Origin of the sequence: Pseudacidovorax intermedius, from assembly GCF_003350475.1 — a bacterium.
GTDB lineage: Bacteria > Pseudomonadota > Gammaproteobacteria > Burkholderiales > Burkholderiaceae_C > Xenophilus > Xenophilus intermedius.
In genome coordinates, this window is record NZ_QQAV01000001.1 from 1,368,814 (window position 1) to 1,385,338 (window position 16,525).

The 16,525-nt window shown below is 70.4% G+C and carries 12 protein-coding genes; 8 read left to right on the forward strand and 4 right to left on the reverse strand.

The annotated features are described in order from the left end of the window. Nucleotides 1–471 precede the first annotated feature (471 nt). Complete coding sequence (locus tag DFR41_RS06095; RefSeq protein ID WP_114802037.1) at nucleotides 472–921, forward strand: lysozyme inhibitor LprI family protein; 450 nt, start codon at nucleotides 472–474, stop codon at nucleotides 919–921. A 137-nt stretch (nucleotides 922–1,058) separates the two neighbouring features. On the opposite strand, the gene DFR41_RS06100 is transcribed toward DFR41_RS06095, so the two are convergent. The 4 genes from DFR41_RS06100 to DFR41_RS06115 are packed head-to-tail and all read right to left on the reverse strand — an operon-like array spanning nucleotide 1,059 to nucleotide 4,578. Further along, nucleotides 1,059–3,119, reverse strand: a complete 2,061-nt coding sequence (locus DFR41_RS06100; RefSeq protein ID WP_114802038.1) for a T6SS phospholipase effector Tle1-like catalytic domain-containing protein — start codon at nucleotides 3,117–3,119, stop codon at nucleotides 1,059–1,061. Nucleotides 3,120–3,155: 36 nt separating this feature from the next. Continuing rightward, entirely contained in the window at nucleotides 3,156–3,737 is a 582-nt protein-coding gene (locus DFR41_RS06105) for a DUF3304 domain-containing protein (protein ID WP_114802039.1), read from the reverse strand. Further along, on the reverse strand, nucleotides 3,728–4,018 hold the full coding sequence (locus DFR41_RS06110; protein WP_114802040.1) for a hypothetical protein: 291 nt from the start codon (nucleotides 4,016–4,018) through the stop codon (nucleotides 3,728–3,730). Before DFR41_RS06110 ends, DFR41_RS06105 begins: the two co-directional genes overlap by 10 nt. Further along, a complete protein-coding gene (locus DFR41_RS06115; RefSeq protein WP_170159316.1) occupies nucleotides 4,015–4,578 on the reverse strand; it encodes a DUF3304 domain-containing protein in 564 nt (187 codons plus the stop codon). The genes DFR41_RS06110 and DFR41_RS06115 overlap by 4 nt, the downstream gene beginning before the upstream one ends. A 504-nt stretch (nucleotides 4,579–5,082) precedes the next feature. Between DFR41_RS06115 and tssK the strand changes: the two genes are divergently transcribed. From tssK to DFR41_RS06150, 7 genes are read left to right on the forward strand one after another with little or no spacing between them, the layout of a single operon-like run. Further along, nucleotides 5,083–6,417 (forward strand): type VI secretion system baseplate subunit TssK, encoded by a 1,335-nt coding sequence (tssK, locus tag DFR41_RS06120; protein WP_114802042.1) that lies wholly within the window; start codon nucleotides 5,083–5,085, stop codon nucleotides 6,415–6,417. Nucleotides 6,418–6,471: 54 nt separating this feature from the next. Beyond that, complete coding sequence (locus DFR41_RS06125) at nucleotides 6,472–7,794, forward strand: DotU family type VI secretion system protein (protein ID WP_114802043.1); 1,323 nt, start codon at nucleotides 6,472–6,474, stop codon at nucleotides 7,792–7,794. Next, nucleotides 7,791–11,399, forward strand: coding sequence for a type VI secretion system membrane subunit TssM (gene tssM / locus DFR41_RS06130; protein WP_114802044.1), 3,609 nt, complete (start codon nucleotides 7,791–7,793; stop codon nucleotides 11,397–11,399). Before DFR41_RS06125 ends, tssM begins: the two co-directional genes overlap by 4 nt. Next, entirely contained in the window at nucleotides 11,399–12,094 is a 696-nt protein-coding gene (gene tagF, locus DFR41_RS06135) for a type VI secretion system-associated protein TagF (protein WP_114802045.1), read from the forward strand. The genes tssM and tagF overlap by 1 nt, the downstream gene beginning before the upstream one ends. Further along, nucleotides 12,091–14,043 carry a serine/threonine-protein kinase gene (locus DFR41_RS06140; RefSeq protein WP_114802046.1) on the forward strand — a complete coding sequence of 651 codons (1,953 nt, stop codon included), beginning with the start codon at nucleotides 12,091–12,093 and terminating at the stop codon, nucleotides 14,041–14,043. The genes tagF and DFR41_RS06140 overlap by 4 nt, the downstream gene beginning before the upstream one ends. Before the next feature lie 44 nt (nucleotides 14,044–14,087). Then, nucleotides 14,088–15,734, forward strand: coding sequence for a murein transglycosylase A (mltA, locus tag DFR41_RS06145; RefSeq protein ID WP_114802047.1), 1,647 nt, complete (start codon nucleotides 14,088–14,090; stop codon nucleotides 15,732–15,734). A gap of 3 nt (nucleotides 15,735–15,737) precedes the next feature. Next, entirely contained in the window at nucleotides 15,738–16,517 is a 780-nt protein-coding gene (locus DFR41_RS06150) for a hypothetical protein (RefSeq protein WP_114802048.1), read from the forward strand. Nucleotides 16,518–16,525: the final 8 nt, after the last annotated feature.

A 16,525-nucleotide genomic window follows, 5' to 3' on the forward strand; every position in this document is an offset into this window, starting at 1 on the left:
CACTTGGTGCAGGTGCAGGTGCAGGTGCAGGTGCAGGTGCTTCGTGCCCAGGGTTGGACTGATGCGGGCGGTCGGCGGCACGAGCGCCTGGGACGGTAACCCGGCAGAGGTCGCCGGCATGCGCGCTCCCGGCGCACGCTCGCGCTGACCGGCTTGCCTCACCGGACGGGTGCTCGCTTTCCACCGACGCGCTTGGGGCACTGCACGGCGCCGCGAATGGCACCTCCGCACGCACACCGGCACCCTCCGCCTGGACAACGGGTCTGATCGGCCGAGGTTGAGCGGGTGGGGTAGACGGCTGCGACCTGGGGATCCATGGCCGGGCCTCGACATCTTCTTCACGGTCGTGTGGCCGCATACCATCCGCCGGATGCCAGATATCTCCAATATGGATGGCAGGTTCGGAAACCGAAGCGTGCCGGCCTGCTCCTGCACTCATGAGACTTTGATCCATCGGAAGAGGGCTGCGGCATGCATGCAGTGAGTTGGCTGAATTCGCGCCTATGTCTTTCTGCATGCCTGGCATTCCCGGCGTTTGCGGCGGCGCCCGTGCCGTCCGTCCGTGATCGGGTTGTGCTGGAGGCGTGCAGCGATTTTTCCCAGTCCGGAATGCTGGAGTGCCTCGTCAAGGAAGAGGTAGCGAGCCGTGCACGGCTTCGGCAGGCCGAGGGCAAGATGATCGCTGCGCTGTCGAAGTGGGACGAGGACGCCAACTACGTCGATCAAGCCAGAGCGACGCTCGCTGTGAGCGGCAAGGAATTCGGCAGGTACCGGGACGCGCAATGCGCCTTGGCCCGCTCGTTGCGCGGCGGTGCCGCCGGCAACGGGCGTGAGACCGCGCGTCTCGCTTGCATCTCTGCGCTCAACAACAAGCGGGCCGAGCAGTTGCTCGATATGGCGGCAGACCTACTCTCCAGGTAGTCCAAGATCTGGTCATACGGTGTCGGCGCGCTGCGGATGGCGAACGGGCTTTGCCGCTTCAATCATTGGACGTTCTCTCCAACTGAGCCAGCGATGTCTTAGCTCTCCAAAGGATCGATTTACGCGCTCGGCATCAGTCAGCTCGCATCGAAGACACGCCGGTAGTGCAGGTGTCCGCCGCGTTCGCGCCGGGTGGTCTGGCCGGCGCCCACCACCAGGGCCAGCCGCGCGGATGCGGCCATTGCGGCCAGCAGTTCCTCGGTGTCTGCATCCGTGAGGACGGGAAAGTTGCGACCGCCGTCCAGGATGCGCCGCTCGACGTTGCGCAGTGGCTCACCGCGGGCCTTCTTGTCCACCAGCGCTTCGTACAGCATCTGCCGGTCCAACGCCGTGGTCGGACCCAGCATGTAGAAGGTGGCATGGGAGTCATGCACCAGCTTGTCGAAGAAGTCGCTGACGTCCTTCGAGGGTGCCGGTCGCGCCAGGGCGTCGCGGATCTCCAGGTACGTCGGATCCAGGCCTTCGGCCTGGCCTGGCCGTGCCGCCAACGTCAGAGCCTCGCGCACGAGCTTGCGGTCCAGCCTGTAGTCCGCCTCGCTCTCGATCAAGTCCTGCTGCTCCTGCGCTGAGGCATGGTTCAGGCTCTCCAGCGCTTGAAAGCGCGTGTCTGCCGACACCTGCTCGCGCCAGCGCCAGTAGACCTGGGTGTGCGCCTTCATCATGGTCTCGGCCACGTCGGGCTTGACGGGGCAATCGCGCAGGTAGGCGTCATACAGGCGGGCGGTCTCAGGGGCGATCTGCATGTCGGCGAGAGCTCCTCGCCCCACGGCATCACCCAGAAGCTCCGCGTCGCTCAGTAACGGCACTCCGGCCAGCCGCGCTTCCCGGTACATGTGGCTCAGCGGAATCTGCGACAGCAGCTCCTTGCGACCGCCCCGCGACTTGCCCTGCGCGCCCGGGTTGTAGCCCCCGCCCACGTCCGAGTGCGCCCCCGGGTAGATCACCTCCAGACAATTGTTGGGGTACTTCCTGGGACCCAGCCGCGTGCTGGAACACGGAAAGGCCAAGCGCAACTCGTGCGCAGCCACGTAGTGCACTGTGCGCTCCACGCAGTGCGGGATATCCATGGTGCCGTTCGCCCATCCGCCAAAGCCCCGCCAGAAGGGCGATGCATCGGCCATGCCCGCCGACGCCACCGTGTCGAACAGTCCCAGAAACTGCACCCGCAGTGGAATGCCGGCCAGCGCGTAGGCCGGCGCGTCCTTCCCGCGCAGCTGCTTGATGGTGCCCGTGGGGTCGGGCGTGAGGATGTCCTGCAGGAAGTTGCAGAAGGCCCGGGCCTGCGCCGCGCCGCGCGAGAAGCCGAACACCGAGAGGTTGATCAGCTTGATTTTGGGCAGCGGCCGGCGCTCCAGCGCCTCGGTCAGGCGTGCGAGCAGCGGGCGGAACGTACGGGTCTTTGCAGAGCGGTCGAGCGCTGCGATACGCAGGTCGAGGCCCGATATCTCCTGATCGATCGCATTCGCCTGTGCAGGTGTGAGATCGCCACTCTTCTGCAACCGGGCCTTGCGCCGGGCCAGGTCGGCCTTGCGCGTCTCGCAGCGAACCTTCGCATCGGTGCAATCTTCCAGCAGGCGACGCTGATAGTTCACACGGTCCTCGCTGAGCTGCAAGCCTTCGCCGAAGTACTTGCGCTTTTCGTACCTCTCAGCGTTGGTGCTGTTGGCGCTGTGCAGCGGCCACAGGCCGGCTTCTACGCCTGCGTCGTAGTCTCTCAGCAGCAGCTTTCCATAGACAGCACGGTGGATCGAGTTCACCAGCTGAATCAACGCCCAGTTGATGCGCTGGTCGCCACCCTTGCCATAGGCCTTGCCATCGTCGCTCTCTGTGGATTCGCCCACCTCCATGAACCTGGTGCCAACACCTGGAACGTAGAAGCGGTAGTAGCCGTCATCTGGCTTGTCCTTGAAGGTCTCGTAGAGGGTGACGATGTTGGTGTGGCTGGGCGGCTGCTCGGCCTTGTCGCGTTCCAGGTTGTTGTTGGTGCCGTCGAAGAAGATGCCCACGTGGATGGGCTTCTCGCAGGTGTAGCCGCCGCTGGTGCCGCATGCAGCAGCAGCCTTGCGCGCAAACATCTCCTGAATGGTGAAGGGATCACTGCCCGAACGGGCGTGCAGCGGGCTCTGAGGGGTTGTCATGGAAGGGCTCCCTGTTCTTGTTGCTTTGGATGACGGTCACTCGGCTGACTTGGGGCGCGGATCGACGGGGTACCGGCGCCCCGACGGGTGGTCTGGATGACCAAGGTCGTAGTCACTGACCCAGATTTCCAGCTCATCGTTGGGCAGGAAGAAAACCTGGACCACGCTCGGCTCGTCATAACGCTGCACGGGCACCGTCTTCTCCAGCGTACGTTCGCTCCAGAACTTGTCCTGCTCATCGAAGCTCAGGTGCTTGCGCTGTTCGTAGGGCACCGTGTAATGACCGATGGTCCACTTCACGGTCATCGTCTGGCCCTCGTGCCAGGCGAAGGGCAGGCGCACGCAACAGGTCTGTCCGCCGCCGCCCCCGTAGGGCGGCAGATTGGCGCCATAGCTGCCATCGACCCAGAAGCTCTGCACCCCTTCGTACGTGAAGTTGTAGCCCCGTAGCGAGACGCCAATGGAGGCCGGCGAAGCCGCCCGCTGCGCCGCCTCTGCCGCCGGGCTCAACGGCTGCTCATCCTTCGCATTCGACTGCGACGGCTTGCACGCCGCCATGCCCAGACACAGCAGCAGCGCGAACAGCAGCCAGCGAAGGGTTGCGGTCGTCACGCGCATGCGAACTCCCTTGCCAACTCCATGCGGTTTAGGTTGGCATAGCCGAGCGGCTGCTCGGCCTTGCCTCGCTCCAGGTTGTTGTTGGTGCCGTCGAAGAAGATGCCCACGTGGATGGGCTTCTCGCAGGTGTAGCCGCCGCTGGTGCCGCACGCAGCAGCGGCCTTGCGCGCAAACATTTCCTGGATGGTGAAGGGATCACTGCCCGAACGGGCGTGCAGCGGGCTCTGAGGGGTGGTCATGAAGAAAGGCTCCCTGTTCTTGTTGGTCTGAATGACGGTCACTCGGCGGACTTGGGGCGCGGATCGACGGGGTAACCGCGTCTCGACGGGTGCTCGGGGTTTTGTGGTCCGGCGTCGTAGACCCAGACCTCCAGCTCATCGTTGGGCAGGAAGAAAACCTGCACCACGCTCGGCTCGTCGTAGCGCTGCACGGGTACCGTCTTCTCCAGCGTGCGATGCTTGGCGCAGCAGTTCAACTGCTCCTCCCAAGACAGATGCTTGCGCTCCTCATAGGGTGTAGACCACCATCCCATGGTCCATCTCACCGTCATGGCCTGACCCTCGTGCCAAGCGAAGGGCAGGCGCACGCAACAGGTTTCACCACCACCTCCTCCATATGAAGGGACATTGGAGCCGTAGGTGCCATCGACCCAAAAGCTCTCCACCCCTTCGCCCGTGAAGTTGTAGCCCCGCAGCGAGACGCCGATGGAGGCCGGCGAGGCCGCCTGCTGCGCCGCCTCGGCTGCCGGGCTCAGCGGCTGCTCATTCTTCGCACCCGACTGCGACGGCTTGCACGCCACCGCGCCCAGACACAGCAGCAGCGCGCACAGCAGCCAGGACAAAGCCCGTGCGGTACTGCGTAGGGCAGGACTTTGGTCACAAGGGCTTCCCGTTGTGACGAGACGTGCCTGCAGGACTGCCGACGGCCGAGCGTTCTTGTGTGGAGCGGGAGGAGAAACGCAGACTCCCCGGCAATTTGGGTGTGCAAACAAGTAGGGCTCCCTTGACGGCTTCGGGCACCTCCTCGGTTTGAGGCTGCTCCGAGCGCGGGGAGGTTAGCGGCGCGTGACGGTCTGCCGTTTGCGCCGCAGGGGCACTGGTGCACTTTTCTTGGCGTCGCGTGCATTAGTGGGCACAGCCGCGGGCTGCCCCGCGGTACTAGGCCCTTCGGACGAGTCCCGCCCCCCGCCTATTCCGTCCGATGGATTTGCCGCACCGGGCGCCCCCGGGACACTGCACCTCGCTTGCCGCATCGAGGTTCCGAGCGCCCCCGTCCGCGTCCCGGCCCGGGCTGAGAAAGAAGCCCGGGCGGTGCAGCCCTGTCGTTTGGAAGGAGCGTGCGCGCGATGAGTTGGCGATCGAAAGTGGTCTGGAGCGAAGGCATGCTGCTGCAGCCGCAGCACCTGCAACAGGCCGAGCGCCACGCAGACCATGCGCGCCACCTGCTGCTGCGCGGCACGGCGCCCTGCGGCTGGGGCTTTTCCGCCCTGGAGATCGACGCGGCGGCGCTGTCGCTCGGCAAGCTCGCGCTCACCCGCGCCGTGGGCGTCTTCGCCGACGGCACCCCCTTCGACATGCCGGCCGTCGACCCGCTGCCCGAGCCCATCGACGTGCCGCCCTCGCTGCGCGACGAGGCCATCGTGCTGGCCCTGCCCGTGCGCCGCGCGGGCGCGCGCGAATCCAATGCCGAGAGCGGCGACGAGGACGAGCTGGTGCGCCACCGCGTGCTCGAGTCCGAGGTGCCCGACGCCAACACCGCCGGCGAACGCACCGCGCTGCTGCAGCTCGGCGCCCTGCACACCCGCCTGATGCGCGCCGGCGAGGCCACCGACGCCTGGACCACGCTCTCGGTCGCCCGCGTCGTCGAGCGCCGCACCGACAACCAGCTCTCGCTGCACCGCGGCTGGGTGCCGCCGCTCTTGGACGTGGCGGCCCATGCCGTCATCCGCGGCTGGGTGGACGAGCTGCTGGGCCTGCTGCGCCAGCGCGCCGACGCCCTGGCCGGCCGCATGACCCAGGGCGGCACCGGCGGCGTGGCCGAGATCGCCGACTTCATGCTGCTGCAGACCGTCAACCGCCACGAGCCGGTGTTCGCGCACTTCGCCCGCGGCCCGCTCTTGCATCCGCTGCGCTTCTACGAGCAGGCGCTGGAGCTGGCCGGCGACCTGGGCACCTTCCGCGACAGCCGCCGCGCCCTGCGCCTGCCGCCCTATGTGCACGACGACCTGGAAGCCAGCTTCCGCCCGCTGATGGACGACCTGCGCCGCAGCCTGTCGATGGTGCTGGAGCAGTCGGCCATCCGCATCGAGCTGCACGACCGCAAGCACGGCGTGCGCGTGGCGCTGATCCCCGACGTGGAACTGCAGCGCAACGCCACCTTCGTGCTGGCCGTGCAGTCGCAGCTGCCGGGCGATGCGCTGCGGGCGCGCTTTCCCACGCAGGTCAAGATCGGCCCGGTCGAGCGCATCCGCGACCTGGTCAACCTGCAGCTGCCGGGCGTGACCCTGACGCCGCTGCCGGTCGCGCCGCGGCAGATCCCCTTCCATGCCGGTGCCAACTACTTCGAGCTGGAGACCAAGGGCAGCGACCTGTGGCGCCAGCTGGAGGCCTCGGGCGGCATGGCGATGCACATCGCGGGCGATTTCCCGGGGTTGGACCTCGCCTTCTGGGCGGTCCGATGACAGCCCCTCGTTTCCTGCTCGCTTCGCGTAGCCGAATGCTCTCTGGAGGCCCTCGTGAGCACGCCTGATCCCTTCGCGGCCTTCGAGTCCGAACGCACCGTCATCAAGCCCAAGCCGCGCACGCCCGGTGCGGGCGGCAATGCGCCGCCGCCGATGATGCCGCCGCCTTCCTCGCCGGGCGCGGAGCCGCTGCCCACCGAGCTGGGCGACCTGGGCCTGCTCAATCCGCTGGTGTCGGCCGCCGGCCGGCTGCTGGTGCTGATGGGCAAGCTGCGCAACCTGGTGCAGCCGCCCGACGTGGGCGCGCTGCGGGCCTCGGCCGCGCAGGCGGTGCAGCAGTTCGATGCCGATGCGCGTCGCGCCGGCGCCAGCAACGAGACCGTGCTGGCCGCCCGCTACGTGCTGTGCACCGCGCTGGACGAGGCCGTGGCCAACACGCCCTGGGGTGTGTCCGGTGGCTGGAACAAGCAGAGCCTGCTCGTGCAGTTCCACAACGAGACCTGGGGCGGCGAGAAGGTGTTCCAGCTGCTGGCCCGCCTGGCGCAGGACGTGCCCACGCACCGCCAGTTGCTCGAACTCATCTACAGCGTGCTGGCCCTGGGCTTCGAGGGCCGCTACCGCGTGGTCGACAACGGCCGCGCCCAGCTCGACTCGGTGCGCCAGCGCTTGGCGGACCTGATCCGCAAGGACCGTCCGCCGCTGGAGCCGGCCCTGTCGCCGCACTGGCAGGGCGCGGGCGGCGGCAGCGCGCGGCTGCGCGAATCGGTGCCGCTGTGGGTGGTGGGCGCGGGCTTCCTGCTGCTGCTGGCGCTGGTGTGGTTCGGGCTGCGGCTGTGGCTGGGCAACCTGTCCGACACGACCTGGTCGCGCGTGGCGGGCCTGCGCCTGCCCAACACCCAGCTGGTGCCGCCGCCCGCGCCCGTGCCCGCCAAGTCACCGCGGCTCGCGCGTTTCCTGGAGGCCGAGGTCAAGCAGGGCCTGGTGACCGTCACCGACGAGGCCGACCGCAGCACGGTGCGGCTGCGCGGCGATGCCTTCTTCGGCTCAGGCAGCGCCGAGCCCATGGCCCAGGCCATGCCGGTGCTGGTGCGCATCGGCCAGGCCCTGGCCGAGGTCAAGGGCGAGGTGCTGATCACCGGCCATTCCGACAGCCAGCCGATCCGCTCGCTGCGCTATCCCTCCAACTGGCACCTGTCCACCGCGCGGGCCGAGGCCGTGCGCCAGGCGCTGGCGGCGCAGGTCGACCCGGCCCGCATGAAGGCCGAGGGCAAGGCCGACGCCGAGCCCGTGGCCGCCAACGACACGCCCGCCAACCGGGCGCGCAACCGGCGCGTGGACATCGTGCTGCTCGCACCCCCTGAAGGAGCGGCGAAATGAAGGCCGTCTTCAAGCTCATCTTCCACCCGGTGCTGCTCACCGTCGTGGCCCTGGCCATCCTGGGCCTGCTGATCTGGTGGATCGGTCCGCTGATCAAGATCGGCGCGCTGGTGCCGCTCGAAAGCGAACTCGCGCGCGCCATCCTGATCGGCGTGATCGTGCTGCTGGTGCTGCTGCGCCTGGCCATCCGCCGCTGGCGCGTGCGCCGGGCCAGCCGCGCGCTGACCGACGGCCTGATGAGGGCGCCGGCCGCCGCCAAGGCCGACGCCCCCGGCGACGGCGAGCAGCAGGTGCTGGCCGACCGCTTCGGCGAGGCCATCGCCACGCTCAAGAAGATGCGCCTCACCGCCGCCGGCAAGAAGCCCGGCTGGCGCGACTGGCTGTCGCTGTCGGGCGGCAGCTACCTCTACGACCTGCCCTGGTACGTCTTCATCGGCGCACCGGGTTCGGGCAAGACCACGGCGCTGGTCAACTCGGGCCTGTCGTTCCCGCTGGCCGAGAAGTTCGGCGCCGGCGCCATCCGCGGCGTGGGCGGCACCCGCAACTGCGACTGGTGGTTCACCGACGAGGCGGTGCTGATCGACACCGCCGGCCGCTACACCACGCAGGACAGCCATGCCGCCGAGGACAAGAGCGCCTGGGACGGCTTCCTCAATCTGCTGAAGAAGGCCCGCCCGCGACGGCCGCTCAACGGCGTGTTCCTCACCGTGAGTGTGGCCGACCTGCTGGGCCAGGGCCTGGAGGCGCGCAGCGCACTCGCGGCCTCCATGCGCGCGCGCCTGCTGGAACTGGACGAGCGCCTGACCACCCGCCTGCCGGTGTACGTGCTGGTGACCAAGAGCGACCTGCTCTACGGCTTCACCGAGTACTTCGCCGACCTGGGCAAGGAGCAGCGGGCGCAGGTCTTCGGCTTCACCCTGTCGCCCGACGAGGGCTCGCACCTGGCCGAGCACGGCCTTCAGCAGCCCTTCCAGCGCGAGTTCTCGCTGCTGCACGAGCGCGTCAACAACGGCCTCATCGAGCGCATGCAGCAGGAGACCGACGGCACCCGCCGCGGCGCCATCTTCGGCTTTCCGGCGCAGTTCGCCACCGTGGGGCCGCTGCTCGCGGACCTGCTGGACCAGGTCTTCACCGGCTCGCGCTTCGCCCAGCCGCCGTGGGTGCGCGGCGTGTACTTCACCAGCGGCACGCAGGAGGGCAGCCCCATCGACCGCGTGATGGGCAGCCTGGCGCGCAGCTTCGGCATCGAGCGCGCCATCCTCGCGCCGCAGAAGTCCAGTGGCCGCAGCTACTTCCTCACCACGCTGCTCAAGGACGTGGTGTTCCCCGAGCAGCGCCTGGCCGGCGCCGACGTCAAGCTGGAGCGCAAGCGCCATCTGCTGCGCCTGGCGGGCGTGTCGGCCATGGGCCTGGTCACGCTGGCCCTGCTGGCGGGCTGGGGCTGGTCGGCCTGGCGCAATGCCGAGTACCTGAAGTCGGTCGAGGCCAAGCTGGAGCCCACCCGCCAGTCGCTGGCCACGCTGCCCACGCAGGCCAGCAGCCCCATCGACATGGCGCCGGTGCTGGGCAACCTGCGCGACGTGTGGCGCACGCCCGTCAACCGCGAGGGCGACACGCCCTTCCTGATGACGCTGGGCCTGTACCAGGGCGACAAGATGGACGCCGCCGCGCAGGCCGCGCACCAGCGCGCGCTCAACGAGGCCTTCCTGCCGCAGCTGGCGCGCCGCATCGAGGACCAGCTGCGCAGTGCCCCGCGCGACAACCTGGAGTACCTGTACGAGGCGCTCAAGAGCTACCTCATGATCCACCAGCCCGAGCACTTCGACCCCGAGGCGCTCAAGGCCTGGATCACGCTGGACTGGGAGCGCACGCTGGACCGCGGCGTGCCGCCCGAGCGCCGCAAGATGCTGGAAGACCAGCTCGACCTGCTGATCGCACAGGGCCCGCCGCGCTCGCCGCTGCCCATGGACGAGAACCTGGTGCGCAGCACCCGCGGCCTGCTGGCCAGCTACCCGCCCGAGCAGCGCATCTTCAGCCGCCTCAAGCGCCAGCGCCTGGGCAAGGACATGCCCGACTTCACCGTGGCCCAGGCCGCCGGTCCCTCGGCGCCGCTGGTGTTCGAGCGGCCCAGCGGCAAGCCGCTGACCGAGGGCGTGCCGGGCCTGTTCACCTACGACGGCTACCACCAGCGCTTCCAGAACGCGGTGGTACTGGTCACCGGCCAGCTCGCCGCCGAAGACCCGTGGGTGCTCGGCCAGGAGAAGAGCGCGGCCGACCGCGCCCGCGACGCCGCGGCGCTGGGCCAGCTCACCGACCGCGTGCGGCGCCTCTACCTGGAGGAATACGCGCGTCTGTGGCAGGCCCTGCTGGCCGATGTGCGCCTGATCCGCGCCGGCGGTCTGGAGAAGAACATCGACATCGCCCGCATCGTTTCGGGCGTGGATTCGCCGCTGGCCAACTTCCTGCGCGCGGTGGTCAAGCAGACCACGCTCACGCCGGCCAAGGACGACAAGTCCGCCGTCGGCAAGGCCGCCGAGACCGTGCGCAACACGCGCAAGGGCCTGGAGGAGCTGTTCGGCGGCAGTGGCAGCGACGCGCAGCGCGCGGTGCCGGTGGGCAAGAGCATCGAGTCCATCGTGGACGACCGCTTCGAGAGCCTGCGCCGGCTGGTCACGCCGCCGGCCCCCGGCCAACCGGCGCCCATCGACGACGCGCTCAAGCTCTTCAACGAGGTCTATGTCTACCTCACGGCGGTGGACACGGCCGTCAAGAGCCGCAGCGCGCCGCCGCCCGGCGACGTGGCCGGCAAGCTCAAGTCCGATGCGGGCCGGCTGCCCGACCCGGTGCGCTCGATGATCGAGAACCTCAGCAGCACCGGCGCCGCCCAGGCCCGCGTGGCCGAGCGCGGCAACCTGAGCCAGGACCTGCGCCCGGTGACCGAGTTCTGCCAGCGTGCCATCGCTGGCCGCTATCCCTTCGTGGAAAGCAGCAACCGCGACGTGCTGCCCGAGGACTTCGGCCAGATGTTCGGCCCCGGCGGGCTGATGGACGACTTCTTCCAGAAGAAGCTGGCGCAGCTGGTGGACACCAGCCGCCGGCCGTGGCGCTACAAGCCCATCGCCGAGCAGGGCGCCATCTCGCCGGCGGCGCTGCAGCAGTTCGAGCGCGCGGACGTCATCAAGCAGGTGTTCTTCCGCGGCGGCGGCCGCACGCCCGGCATGCGGCTGGACTTCAAGCCGGTCGAGATGGACGCGGGCATCACCAGCTTCTCGCTCGACGTCGATGGCCAGACGGTCAAGTACGCGCACGGTCCCATCGTGCCGATGACCGTGCAGTGGCCCGGCCCGCGCAACACCAACCAGGTGCGCCTGACCATCGCGCCGCCCACCTCGGGCGGCACCTCGGGCCAGGTCACCGAAGGCCCGTGGGCGCTGTTCAAGATGCTCGACCGAGGCCAGCTGGCCTCGGGCGACGGGCCCGAGAAGTTCTTCATCACCTTCCAGCTCGACGCGCGGCGCGCGCGCTTCGAGGTCACGACCAACAGCGTGCAGCATCCGATCCGGATGAAGGAGCTGCGCGAGTTCTCCTGCCCGGAGGGCCTCTGATGGCGGCGCATTTCCTGGCCGAGCCGCAGACACTGCCGGGCTGGTTCGGCAAGCTGCCGGGCATCGGCGACTTCGCCCACCGGCGCCTGCCGGCGGACTTCCGCGCGGCCTGGGACGGCTGGCTGCAGGAGGGCCTGATGCAGCTGCGCCTGCGGCACGAAAGCGACTGGCGCGAGCGCTACCTGGAAGGGCCGCTATGGTTCTTCGTGCTGGCCCCGGGCGTGGCGGGCGACGCCGGCTGGATCGGCATGATGATGCCTTCGGTGGATGGCGTGGGACGCTACTTTCCCTTCACCATCGCCGGCCGTCTGCGCGACGGCGGGCTGCAGCCGGGCGACTGGCAGGCCGTGGCCGCCTGGTGGCAGGACGCCACGCAGGCCGCGCTGCAGTCGCTGGAGCAGGACCTCGATGCCGCCGCCGTCGATGCCCTGCTGGCAGCGCTGGGCGGCCGACCGGCCCCGGCCGCCGTCGGCGATGCCGCGGCCTCTGCGCCGGTGTCGGGCCAAGGCCAGGGCATGGCCGCGGCTCCGGGCGCGGTGTCGCATGGGCAGTCGCTGTGGCTCACCCACCCGGAGGCCGGCGCTGCCGGCGCCCAGGTGCTGACCGTGGCCGGCCTGCCGCGCGGCGCCCGGTTCGACCTGCTCTTCGGCTTCGACGATCCGGCCGAAGGCACTGTGCAGGGAGCTGCGCAATGAGCGATCCCCGTCCCGACGAACCCACCCGCGTCTTCGGCGGCGGCGCGCCCGGCCCCGACGAGGCCACGCGCGTGGTCACCGGTGCCGCTGCGGGCGATGCGACCCGTGTCCTCACGGGCGGCGGCGCCCCGGCCGGCGACGCCACGCGGGTCGTCACCGGCAGCATCCTGTCGCCCACCCAGCCGCGCACCAGCACCGGCGCCGGTTCCGCGCCGGCCGGCGGCGGCGATGCCGGCACCCTGCCGCCGGGCAGCGCCATCGCCGAGTTCGAGATCACCCGCCTGATCGGCCAGGGCGGCTTCGGCGTGGTCTACGAGGCCTGGGACCACACGCTGGAGCGCGTGGTCGCCATCAAGGAATACCTGCCCACCTCGCTGGCCACCCGCACCGGCGACGGGACCATCATGCCGCTGTCGGAGCGCCACCGCGAGACCTTCGACCTCGGCATGCGCTCCTTCATCAACGAGGCCCGGCTGCTGGCGCAGTTCGACCATCCCTCGCTGCTGAAGGTCTACCGCTTCTGGCAGGAGCGCGGCACCACCTACATGGTGATGCCCTTCTACCGCGGCGACACGCTGCGCCAGGCGCTGGCCGACATCCCGGCCGGCGTGGACGAGGGCTGGCTGCTGCGCGTGATGGACGGCGTGAGCCAGGCGCTGGCCGTGATGCATGCGGCCAACTGCTTCCACCGCGACATCGCGCCCGACAACATCCTGCTGCTCGAAGGCTCGGGCCGGCCGGTGGTGCTGGACTTCGGCGCCGCGCGCCGCGTGATCAGCGACAAGACGCAGGCCATCACCGTCATCCTCAAGCCCGGCTACGCCCCCGTGGAGCAGTACGCCGAGATGCCCGACATGAAGCAGGGCCCGTGGACCGACGTCTACGCGCTGGCGGCCGTGATGCACGTGGCCATCTGCGGCCGGGCGCCGCCGCCCTCGGTGGCCCGCATCCTGAGCGACAGCTACGTGCCGCTGGCCGGCAACGAACAGCTGCTGCAGCGCTACAGCCCGGCCGTGCTGGCCGCGGTGGACGCCGGCCTGGCGGTGCGGCCCGAGGGCCGGCCGCAGTCCATGGCCGAGTTCCGCCAGCAACTGGGCCTGGAAGAGACGACCACCATCGCCGCCACCCGCGGCGCACCGGCTGGCGGCGCGGCGCCTGCCGTGGCGCGCACGCCCGTCGCCGGCCGCACGCAGCCGCCCCGGTCGGCGCCCGCACCGGCGCCAGTGGACGGCGCCCCGGCCCGCTCGAAGCTGGTCCCCGTGATCGGCGGCGTGGCGGCCCTGGCCGTCGCCGCCGGTGCGGCGCTGTGGTGGAGCGGCCGCGGCGATGGCGCCTCGGCACCGCCGCCCGCCACCGTGGCCCAGGCCCCGGTGGCCGATGCGCCGGCCGCCGTGCCCGCCCCGGCGCCGCCCGAGCCGCCGCCACGCGTCGCGCCCAAGACGCCGCTCGAATCGCTGCAGGCGCTGTCGGTGGGCGCGACGCCGGGCTTCGACGTCACGGCCAGCGCCCGCAAGGCCGAGGTCACCATCGGCAAGGACAAGCTGGCCTTCGACGTGCGCAGCAACCGCGACGGCTTCGTCTACGTCTTCCTGCTGGCCAGCGGGGGCGAGCTGTTCCAGCTCTTTCCCAACCTGCTGGACCGCCACAACCGCATCACGGCCGGCAGCACGATGGCGCTGCCGCGCGCCTCCTGGCCCATGGAGGCGGGCGGGCCGCCCGGCACCAACCATTTCGCCGTGGTGGTGAGCGAGCGCGAACGCGACTTCAGCGATGCCGGCATGAAGAGCGAGGGCGTCTTCCCGCTCTTTCCGGCCGCCGGCCTGGCTTCGCTCGAAGCCGCCAACCCCGGCCCCGCCGCCACCGTGCTGCTGGGCCGGCCCGTCTGTCCGCAAAGCGCCGGCTGTGCCGACGCTTACGGCGTAGGGAGCTTCAAGATCGTCGAGAAGTGATCGTCTTCATGGTCTTCCCCGCGCGTGAACCGAAGGAGTGATCCATGCAAGCCCTGGCCCCGATTCCCCCGTCCCGTGAGGCGCGCGCGCCTGGCGGCGGCCCCCGTGCCGCGTCCCTGGCCGGCACCGCCGCGCTGACGCTGGCGGCGCTGCTGGCGGCCGGCTGTGCCACGCCGCCCCCTCCGCCACCGCCCCCACCCGCGCCGGTGGCGGCGCCGCAGCCGCCCATCGTGCTGGCCCCGCCGGCACCGCCGCCCGTGGCCGTGCCGGCGCCGCCGCCGCGCACCGGCGGCAGCGTGGCCGGTCAGGCGCGCACCTTCTCGACCCAGCTGGCCACCTACACCGCCACGCCCTTCGACGTGGTGCCCGGCTGGCAGCGCGACGACTTCGTCGACAGCTGGTCGGCCTTCCTCGACAGCTGCAAGGTGCTGGTGCGCCGCGGCCAGCAGTGGCAGCAGGTGTGCGCGCGCGCACGCCAGGTGGACGGCGCCAGCAACCCGGCCATCCGCAGCTTCTACGAAAGCGAATTCGCGGCCTACCAGATCCGCGACGACGACCGCCGGCCCGACGGCGTGGTCACCGGCTACTTCGAGCCCGAGATCGAGGGCAACCGCAGCTACTCGCCGCCCTTCATCTACCCGGTCTATGCGCAGCCGGAGGACATGCTCTTCCTCGACACGCGGCGCCTGCCCGCCGGCAACGGCACCGTGGCGGCGCGGCTGAACGGCCGCAACGTGGTGGTGCAGACGGGGCTGTCCACGCGCGACATGGGCGCGCCGGGCCTGTACGCGCTGGACCTGTCGCAGATCGTGCGCGACACGGTCGACCGCAAGGCCCGCCTGCGCGTCGAGGGTCGCCAGCTGGTGCCCTACTACACGCGGGCCGAGATCGAGCGCCTGGGCGTGCCCAATGCCAAGGTGTTGGCCTTCGTGCGCAGCGCCACCGAGCTGTACGAGATGCAGGTGCAGGGCTCCGGCCGCATCCGCCTGCCCGACGGCCAGACCGTGCGCGTGGGCTATGCCGAGCAGAACGGCCAGCCCTTCCGGCCCACGCTGGCCAAGGCGGCCAACGGCAAGGCCAAGACGGCCGTGCGCACCCGCGGCTCGGCCGTCGAGCTGGAGGTGGACGACGACGATGCCGACGAGACCGACACCAGCACCGTGCGCACGCGCGGCTTCGCGCTCGCCCTGCCGGCACGCAGCGGCCCGGTGGCCGTGCCCGGCCAGCGCACGCCTGCCGCGGCGGCCACCGGCACGGGCATCCAGGATCCGAGCTACGTCTTCTTCAAGGAAGTGCCCACCAGCGCCGATGGCCCGGTGGGTGCCCTGGGCGTGCCGCTGCAGCCGGGCCGCTCCATCGCGGTCGATCCACGCAGCGCGCCGCTGGGCTTTCCAGTCTTCGTCTCCACGCGCCAGCCGGGCACGGGCACGCCCATGCAGCGCCTGACCATCGCGCAGGACACCGGCGGTGCCATCCGCGGCGCGGTGCGGGCCGACTACTTCTTCGGCAACGGCCGCCAGGCCGCCAACCAGGCGCGCCGCATGAAGGAGCGCGGCCAGCTCTGGCTGCTGCTGCCGCGCGGCCTGACGGTGGCTGCGGCGACGACGGGCGGCGGCTCGGTGCGCACGCGCGGCGCCAGCCTGGCGAACTGCGTGGTGCCGGACGACGACACCTGCGCGGATGACCAGTAGGCCATGCAGAACACCCTCTCGTCCGAAGACAGCGCGGAGCTGGTGCGCCTGTGGCGTCGCCGGCAGACGCTGGCGCCGCACGAGATGGGGCGCATGTACGGCATCGTCGGCACGGCGCTGGGCGACTGCCATCCGCCCGAGCTCAAGGCCCTGGGCGAGGGCCGGCAGGAGCTGGTGGCGCAGTTCATCTACCTCAAGGTGCTGCGGCTCGACGCCGACCCGGAAGAGGGCGAGGAGGAGGGCGCCGGGGGTGCCACCGACCGTGCCGCGCACAGCGCGCCGTCGACCGCCTTCGCCCTGTGTGCCTACTTCCGCCGCTACCTGATCGACTGCACGCGGGCCACCAGCTTCCGCCGCAAGCTCTCGCTGGGCGAGGAGGTGAGCGACGAGCAGCTCGATGCCCACCTGCGCGGCCATCGCGGCGCCGCGGGCGACACCGCCGGCTGCCTGGCCGAACACGGCCTGAGCATGGCCGGCGTGGCCGAGGCGGCGCGCCGCTTCATCGCCGGCCTGGGCGAGCCCGAGCGCCTGCTGCTGTGCGAAGGTTTCGGCCGCGAGGCGCCCCTGTCGGGCGTGGCCGCGCGCCATGCCATCGCCTCCTACCACTACCGCGCCGGCCGGCTGGGCCTGGTGCACCGGCGCGAATCGCTGCCGGCGGACTATGGTCGCACCCTGCTGGGCGGCTGGATCACGCAGACGCTGGGCATCGCCATCGAGCCCGGCAACATGGACGCGATCGGGGCGGCTTTCGAAATCCTGGGTGCTGAGGCGTCCTCCTCCTGACGACATAG